Consider the following 8,099-nt stretch of genomic DNA (forward strand, 5'->3'; position numbering starts at 1 on the left):
GGCTCCGGTCCGTCACGGATGGTCCTGGCGGATGGTCCTGGTCAGGCCGCGTCATGGGTGATGTCGACGGTGGGGCCGAAGATCTCTTCAAAGGCGGCCCGCAAGGCCATATCGGCCTCGATCATCCCGACCGGCCGACCCTGATCGACCAGCGAGGTCACGCCGTGGCCGCGCACGCCGCAGGGAATGATGCCGGCATAATGGCCGAGGTCGGGCTCGACATTGATCGAGATGCCATGAAAGCTGACCCAGCGCCGCACCCGCACGCCGATTGCGGCGATCTTGTCGTCATGGCCATCGCCACGGTCGATCCACACGCCCACCCGGCCGTCACGGCGCAGCCCCTTCAGGTTGAACTGGTCGAGCGTGCTGATCACCCAGTCTTCCATGGCGTGCACGAAGGCGCGGATGTCGCTGCCGCGCTGCTTCAGGTCCAGCATCACATAAGCAACCCGCTGGCCGGGCCCGTGATAGGTGATCTGGCCGCCGCGGCCGGTCTTATAGACGGGAAAGCGGCCGGGCGCGATCAGGTCGCGGTCCTGGGCGCTGGTGCCGGCGGTATAGATCGGCGGATGTTCGACCAGCCAGACCTGTTCGCCGGCGGTGCCGTCGCGGATCGCCGCCGCGCGGGCTTCCATCCGCGCCACCGCCGCCGGATAATCGGTCAATCCCGGCGTCACCAGCCATTCCACCGGTGCCAGTGTCGTGGTGCCGCGGATCGTTGCCATTGCCAGCGTCCTCACTGCCTGTCCGGTCCGCTCCTTGTGGCGTGACCGGTTGCCGATAATCTAGCCGTGCCGGCGGCGGATCGCCAGCCATGCGGCGGATCGTCGCCCATGCGGCGCATGCAACACCGCCCCGCGCATCCGGCCGGCGCTGCCGGTGGCCTTTCCGGTCTTGGCGGCTATACTGTGCGCGCCAACCGATCGGGACCATTGGCGCCAAGCTGCCCGATCCTGACAACAGGCAGCGTGAAACTCGGGGGAGACGACCGCGAATGTCGAAGGAATTGCGCGACGGCGCGCTCGAATATCATCGCCTGCCGCGGCCCGGCAAGTTCAGCATCGAGCCGACCAAGCCGCTTGCCAACCAGCGCGACCTGGCGCTGGCCTATTCGCCGGGTGTCGCCTATGCCTGCGAAGAGATCGTCGCCGACCCGCTGAACGCCTCACTGTATACCGGCCGGGGCAACATGGTCGCGGTGGTCACCAACGGCACCGCCGTGCTGGGCCTTGGCGCCATCGGCCCGCTGGCCGCCAAGCCGGTGATGGAAGGCAAGGTGGTATTGTTCAAGAAGTTCGCCGGCATCGATGCGATCGACATCGAGATCGACGAGCGCGACCCCGACAAGCTGGTCGAGATCATCGCCAGTCTGGAGCCGTCCTTCGGCGCGATCAACCTTGAGGACATCAAGGCGCCGGAATGCTTCGAGATCGAAGAGCGCCTGAAAAGCCGCATGAAGATCCCGGTATTCCACGACGACCAGCATGGCACCGCCATCGTGGTGGCGGCGGCGATGCTGAACGCGCTGCGCGTGGTGTCGAAGCCGCTGGATCAGGTGAAGCTGGTGGCGTCCGGCGCCGGTGCCGCGGCGCTGGCCTGCCTGGATCTGCTGGTGGAACTGGGTCTGCCCCGCCGGAACATCACCGTCTGCGACATCGTCGGCGTGGTCTGGAAGGGCCGCAACGAGCTGATGGATCCGCGCAAGGAGACCTATGCGGTCGAGACCGACGCCCGCACGCTGGGTGAGGTGATCGACGGCGCCGATATTTTCCTGGGGCTTTCGGCCCCCCGGGTGCTGACGGCCGAGATGGTCAAGCGCATGGGTCCGAGCCCGATCATCATGGCGCTGGCCAACCCGACACCGGAAATCCTGCCGGAAGAGGCCCGCCGGGCGCGACCCGACGCGATCATCGCCACCGGCCGGTCGGATTTTCCCAATCAGGTCAACAACGTCCTGTGCTTCCCGTTTGTGTTCCGGGGCGCGCTGGATGTGGGCGCCACCACGATCAATATCGAGATGAAGAAGGCGGCCGCCCAGGCGATCGCCGATCTGGCGATGGCCGAGCCGTCATCGGAAGTGGCCCAGGCCTATAGCGGCCAGGATCTGCGCTTCGGCCCCGATTATCTGATCCCCAAGCCCTTCGACCCGCGTCTGGTGGTTGAAGTGTCGTCGGCGGTGGCGCGCGCCGCCATGGACAGCGGTGTCGCCACCCGTCCGATCGAGGATTTCGCGGCCTATCGTCAGGTGCTGTCGTCGTATTTCTTCCGCTCCGGTCTGGTGATGAAGACCGTTTTCGAGCGGGCGAAGGCCCAGCCCAAACGCGTGGTCTATGCCGATGGTGAGGATGAGCGGGTGCTGCGCGCCGCCCAGATCGTGGTGGATGAAGGCTTCGCCAACCCGATCCTGATCGGACGGCGCGCGGTGGTGCTGCGCCGGATCGAGCGGCTGGGCCTGCGGCTGAAGCTCGACAAGGACGTCGAGCTCTGCGACCCCGAGGATGATCCGCGCTACAACACCTATTGGTCGGAATATCACCGGCTGATGGCGCGGCGCGGTGTGACGCCTGAAGGCGCCCGCACGGTGGTGCGCACCCGGGCGACGGTCATCGGCGCGCTGATGGTGCATATCGGCGAGGCGGATGCCCTGATCTGCGGCCCGGTCAGCCGGTTCGTGAAGAACCTGCGGCATCTGAAGGAGATTCTGGGCCTGCGTGCCGGCGTCAGCGAGGCCTGCGCCATGCAGGCGCTGATCCTGCCCAACGCCACCGTCTTCGTGGCCGATACCCAGGTCGAGCATCAGCGCAGCGCCGCCCAGATCGCCGAAATGACGATCCTGTGCGCGGAAGAGGTCCGGCGCTTCGGCATCACCCCGAAGGTGGCGCTGCTGTCGTCGTCGAGCTTCGGCACCGGCGAGACGCCCGGCGCGCTGATGATGCGGGATGCCTTCGATCTGGTCCGCCGTCAGGCACCGGAGCTTGAGGTGGATGGCGAGATGCAGGCCGACGCCGCATTGTCGGAGGATGTCCGCCACCGGGTGTTCCCGGGCTCGATCCTGACCGGTCAGGCCAATCTGCTGATCACCCCCGATCTTGATTCCGGCAACATCGCGTTTAATCTCGCGAAAGCGCTGACCAACGGCACCTCGGTCGGGCCGGTGATGATCGGCTTCAATCATCCCGCCCATATCCTGACGCCGGCGGTGTCGGTGCGCGGTATCGTCAATCTGTCGGCGCTGGTCGTGGTGGACGCGATCGAGAAGTCGCGGACCAACCCGTGGTGCCCCTTGCCGGCGGAGCCCGCCTGATCGGATCATGATAGGCCGGTATCCGCGGAGGGGCCGGCTTCCGCGGACCGGTTTCCGGCCGCACCCCTGACCCCTGGAGGCCCGGCCCTTGCGCGACGAAGACGATATCCGCGCCCCCGAGGCGGATCGCCAGGATGGGACCGGGCGTCAGGATGGGCCGCGCGCCGAGGGCGGGGCCATGCCCTCGCTCTATGGCGTGTCCGACGATCTGGTGCGGCGCGCCGCCGGCGCGCTGGATGAAGGCGACGCGCCGGCGGTGCGCGGGCTGGTGGCCGAGTTGCACGCCGCCGACATCGCCGACCTGCTGGAACGATTGTCGGGGGATGAGCGGCGGTCGCTGGTCGAATTGCTGCGCGACGGCTTCGACCCGGAAATCCTGCCGCATCTGGCGGGCAATGTCCGCGATCAGGTGATCGCCCAGCTTGGCCCCCGGGTGCTGGCCGAGGCGCTGTCGGTTCTGGACAGCGACGATGCGATCTATCTGATCGAGGATCTGGACGACGACATCCAGGCGGCACTGCTGGCGACGGTGCCGCCGGCGACCCGGCGGGCGCTGGAGGAAAGCCTCGCCTATCCGGAATATTCCGCCGGCCGCCTGATGCAGCGCGACCTGATCGCGATGCCGGCCTTCTGGACCGTGGGCCGCGCGATCGACTTCCTGCGTGAGACCCCGGACCTGCCGGAAGAATTCTACGAGATCTTCGTGGTCGACCCGCGCCACAAGCCGATCGGGGCGGTGCCGCTGGCCCGGATGCTGCGCCATCCGCGCAAGGTGCTGCTGCGCGACATCATGGACCGCGACGTCGACGCGATTTCAGCCTCGGTCGACCAGGAAGAGGTGGCGCGGCTGTTCCGGCATTATTCGCTGGCATCGGCGCCGGTGGTGGATGATCAGGGCCGGCTGATCGGCGTGATCACCTTCGACGACGTGGTCGACGTCATCCAGGAAGAGGCCGAAGAGGACATGGCCCTGATGGCCGGCGTCGGGTCGGAGGTCGATGTCAATGCCGGGCTGGTCAGGGCGGTGCGACAGCGCATGGCCTGGCTTGGGGTCAATCTGGGCACGGCGCTGATGGTCAGTTCGGTCATCGCCCTGTTCGAGGCCACGATCGAACAGATCGTGGCCCTGGCGGTGCTGATGCCGATCGTGGCGTCGATGGGCGGCAATGCCGGCACCCAGACCCTGACGGTGGCGGTGCGCGCCCTGGCGCTGAAGGAACTGACGCCGTCGAACGCCATGCGGATCGTGATGCGTGAAACCGGCATCGGCGCGATCAACGGCCTGGTCTTCGGCATCGCCGTGGGCGTGGCCGCCGGGCTGATCTTCGACCCGTTCATCGGTGCGGTGCTGTTCTGCGCGCTGTTCGCCAACATGCTGACCGCCGGCCTGTCGGGCATGCTGATCCCGCTGGCGCTGGACCGGCTGAAGGTCGACCCGGCGGTCTCGGCGGGCGTGTTCCTGACGGCGGTCACCGATATCGTCGGCTTTTTCGCCTTTCTGGGGTTGGCTCAGCTGGTTCTGCTCTGACCGGCGGCGGGGCGCTGTTTCAGATGCCGACGCAGGCGCCGGTTCAACGGCGCCTCGATCCCCCGATAGAGGCCGATCGAGACCATGGCCACCACCGCATAGGTGACGATACCGCCGGTGATCGCGGCCAGCGGTGACGTCAGCCCCGCCATCGCCAGTGACTTCGTTGCCAGATGGATCACATAGGCGTGGACCAGATACATCGCATAGGACGCATCGCCGAGCGTCGCCCCGATGCGTGACAGCCGATTGTCGGGCACGCGCAAGGCAAGCGTGCCGGCAACGATGCACAGCGCCGGCAGCCCGTAGACGATTTCGCGCGGCAACCTGATGCCCTTCATCGTGCTGACGGTGGCCAGCAGAACCATGCCCAGCGGCAGCAAGGGCCAGATCCGTGGCAGCCATCCGGGTGCCGTGCGCCAGATCAGGCACAACACCATGCCATAGATGAACTCGATGACGATGCCACGGGTATAGAACTGAATGGCGGCGGTGTCGAAGTACCGCCCATTCGCCGCCGCGACCCAGCCGGCAATCGCCAGAGCCACCAGAACCACCGACACTCTGAGCACGCTGCGCGCCGTCGAGGTGGTCATGCAGGCGGCAAAGACGAGGTAGAACAGCATCTCGTAGTTCAATGTCCAGCCGACCGGGATCAGCGGAAAGATGCCACCGGCCTCCCGCGTGAAGGGAATGAACAGCAGCGACTGGATCATGCCCAGCAGATCGGTGCGGGTGGTGTTGAGTAGATGGGGCGCCGCTTCGCCGATCGCGAAGATCGACAGGGTGAGCAGCCAGTAGATCGGTATGATCCGGACCAGTCGCTTGGCCAGAAACCCGGCCCGATCGGTATCGCCGGCGGTGTGCGCGACGATGAAGCCCGAGATGACGAAGAAAATGTCGACACCGGACGCGCCGATTTGGAACCAGCGCGCCGGGCTCAAGCCATAGGTCGTGAAGATGTCGAACAGGTGATAGACCAGCACCATCGAGGCTGCCACCGCCCGCAGGATCTGGATGGAGATCAGCCGTTGCCGCTGGGCCGGGGCGGGATGGGAATCGGCCGGTCGGGACATCGGTCGGGAGATCCGTTCAGTGTGCGGGGCGGAGGCGGGATCGCGCCGGCGGGACTCTGCCTGATGACCGCCCTGCCGGTAAATGCCGAAACCGCGTCGTGACGCCGCCGGGATGTCTTGTACGGCCGGCGCCGGATGTCATAGCGTGTCATCGCTCTTCCGATTTCAATCCTGCCGATGCCGGAGACGTTGATCATGCGCATGGTCTGGCGCAGCCTGGGAACTGCTGCGTGTCTTGTCACCCTTGCCTCCGCCATGGCCCCGGCTGTGGCGGCGGAACTGATGGATGCCAGCCGGCCCGAGGATATCCTGAATCTGGCGCGCGGCTATGGTTCGGCGTCGATGGACAAGGCCGATAGCGGCGATCCGATGATCCGGGGCCGGATCGACGGCACGGCCTATGTCATCTTCTTCAACGACTGCACCGACAATCAGGACTGCCTGACGCTGGGCTTCTATGCCGCCTGGACCGACACCGATGTGTCCGCCCGCCAGATCGCCGACTGGAACCGCACCAAACGCTTCAGCCGCGCCTATATCGACGATGACGGCGACCCTGTGATCGAATACGACGTGAACCTGCGTTTTGGTGTCAGCCGGTCGAACCTGGATGACACCATCGACTGGTGGAAAACGGTGATGCTGGACTTCCGTAACGAGGTGGTGCCCGCCGCCGAATGACGAGAACGGCCCCAGCGATGGCGTCACCGGGGCCGGCATGCATTCCATCAGAAATGGACCGTGGCCTTGACCAGCACCGACCGGCCCGGTTCGTAGAGCGGCACGACATTGCTGAATTCCTGGCCATAGGTCGCGCGGTCGGCATAGGTCTCGTCGAACAGGTTGTTGCCCTCGACGCGCAGGGTGAGGAAATCGGCCATCGGCGGCTGGTACTCGGCATAGAGCCCCACCGCCTGATAGGACTCCAGCGGCAGATTGCCCTGGTCGACCGTGTCCTTGTTCTTGAACGCCGCGTCGATGGTGCCGCCGATGGCGAGCCCGATCGTGTCGAAGCGATGGCCGGCCTCGATCGCCACCATACGGCCGATCGGCGTGCCCAGATACTGGCCGGCATCGGAGTCACCCGCCTTGTCACCGATGGTGAACTCGGTATCGGTGAAGCTGACCCGCACGAAACCCGGCCCCCAGCTATAGCCCGCCATCAGGCTGTAGCCCCGGGTCTCGAAATCGGTGGTCAGATCCGCGCCGACCCCGACCGGCTCCCCTCGGATGCTGTAGACCTCGTTGCGGGCATCCTTGAACCGGCTGCGGAACACGCCTGCCCCGAAGCTGAAGCCGTCCTGGTGGAATTCGGCCCCCAGCGTGACGTTGTTCGACCGGATCGCCTTGATGCCGCCGCTGTAATCCCAGGCGGGATTCATGATGAAATTCTCGGCCAGCGCCACGCCGCCGAAGACGTTTGAATAGCCGGCCTTGAGGGTGACGGTTTCGATCACGTCATAGGCGATGGCGACATTGCCGCTGAGCCCGGCATGGTCGATCTCGGTACCGTCGATGCCCTCGAACCACTGCTTGTCGCCGCGCAGACCGGCCGACAGGCGCAGCGCCTCGACCGGCGTCAGCCGGGCCTGGGCATAGATGCCGATATTGGTCGCCTGCTCGGCGACATCGACACTGTGATCCTTGTAGGATGCCTCGTCATCATAGAAATCGGCGCCGACGGTCAGGCTGTCGCCGGGGCTGAAGATGAAGCTGTTCTCGATCTTGCCCGACAGGCTGGTGGTTTCACCGGTGCTGTAGACGACGTCGGGGAAATCGCTCGGCACGCCAAGCTCGGTGCTGTTATAGCCCAGCACCAGTTTCGGGTTCCACATGCCCTCGTTATGGGTGGTGGCATAGTTGAACACCAGGTTCTGGCGCTTCATGTCATAGGGCCGGTCGGTGTCGAGCCGGCCGATCAGCTGGCCGATATTGGCGCGGAACGGCCGGGTGGTGTTGTCATGGACCTGTTCGCCCGACAGCTCGAAGCGATGGCCGCCGGTGCTCTCATAGGCGAGCTTGCCCAGGATGCTTTGCAGATCGGCGCCGGTGCCGATCACCTCATTGCCATTGCCGGCCTCGTAATTGTCGCCATCGGCCTGTTTGAAGGGGGATGTCCCGGTCATTGTTGAAAAAGGGAGAGCGGCGTTGCTCGCCTTGAGCCGTTAGGCTCGGGGTGTCGAATCCT

6 protein-coding genes are annotated in these 8,099 nt (G+C 65.6%); 3 read left to right on the forward strand and 3 right to left on the reverse strand.

Translation table 11 applies throughout. The annotated features are described in order from the left end of the window. Nucleotides 1-41: 41 nt before the first annotated feature. The gene (gene lipB, locus IEW15_RS11670) at nt 42-728 is read right to left on the reverse strand and encodes a lipoyl(octanoyl) transferase LipB (protein ID WP_188578023.1); all 687 of its coding nucleotides are present in this window, start codon (nt 726-728) and stop codon (nt 42-44) included. Between the two features lie 269 nt (nt 729-997). Between lipB and IEW15_RS11675 the strand changes: the two genes are divergently transcribed. Then, nucleotides 998-3,307 (forward strand): NADP-dependent malic enzyme, encoded by a 2,310-nt coding sequence (locus IEW15_RS11675; RefSeq protein ID WP_188578025.1) that lies wholly within the window; start codon nt 998-1,000, stop codon nt 3,305-3,307. An 88-nt stretch (nt 3,308-3,395) separates the two neighbouring features. Continuing rightward, a complete protein-coding gene (mgtE, locus tag IEW15_RS11680) occupies nt 3,396-4,835 on the forward strand; it encodes a magnesium transporter (RefSeq protein WP_229708028.1) in 1,440 nt (479 codons plus the stop codon). Here mgtE and IEW15_RS11685 read toward each other — a convergent pair. Then, on the reverse strand, nt 4,817-5,911 hold the full coding sequence (locus tag IEW15_RS11685; protein WP_188578028.1) for an acyltransferase family protein: 1,095 nt from the start codon (nt 5,909-5,911) through the stop codon (nt 4,817-4,819). The genes mgtE and IEW15_RS11685 overlap by 19 nt on opposite strands. 195 nt (nt 5,912-6,106) lie before the next feature. Here IEW15_RS11685 and IEW15_RS11690 point away from each other — a divergent pair, with 195 nt between their 5' ends. Continuing rightward, complete coding sequence (locus IEW15_RS11690) at nt 6,107-6,592, forward strand: YbjN domain-containing protein (RefSeq protein ID WP_188578030.1); 486 nt, start codon at nt 6,107-6,109, stop codon at nt 6,590-6,592. A 47-nt stretch (nt 6,593-6,639) separates the two neighbouring features. Here the strand turns inward: IEW15_RS11690 and IEW15_RS11695 are convergent, their stop codons facing one another. After that, nucleotides 6,640-8,037 carry a TonB-dependent receptor plug domain-containing protein gene (locus IEW15_RS11695; protein ID WP_188578032.1) on the reverse strand — a complete coding sequence of 466 codons (1,398 nt, stop codon included), beginning with the start codon at nt 8,035-8,037 and terminating at the stop codon, nt 6,640-6,642. Nucleotides 8,038-8,099 lie beyond the last annotated feature (62 nt).

The organism is Tistrella bauzanensis, assembly GCF_014636235.1.
Lineage (GTDB): Bacteria > Pseudomonadota > Alphaproteobacteria > Tistrellales > Tistrellaceae > Tistrella > Tistrella bauzanensis.

Bases quoted from the DNA above. Each gene is read 5' to 3' on its own strand.
- lipB (WP_188578023.1), bottom strand. From the start codon at position 728: ATGGCAACGATCCGCGGCACCACGACACTGGCACCGGTGGAATGGCTG.
- IEW15_RS11675 (WP_188578025.1), top strand. From the start codon at position 998: ATGTCGAAGGAATTGCGCGACGGCGCGCTCGAATATCATCGCCTGCCG.
- IEW15_RS11685 (WP_188578028.1), bottom strand. From the start codon at position 5,911: ATGTCCCGACCGGCCGATTCCCATCCCGCCCCGGCCCAGCGGCAACGG.
- IEW15_RS11690 (WP_188578030.1), top strand. From the start codon at position 6,107: ATGCGCATGGTCTGGCGCAGCCTGGGAACTGCTGCGTGTCTTGTCACC.
- IEW15_RS11695 (WP_188578032.1), bottom strand. From the start codon at position 8,037: ATGACCGGGACATCCCCCTTCAAACAGGCCGATGGCGACAATTACGAG.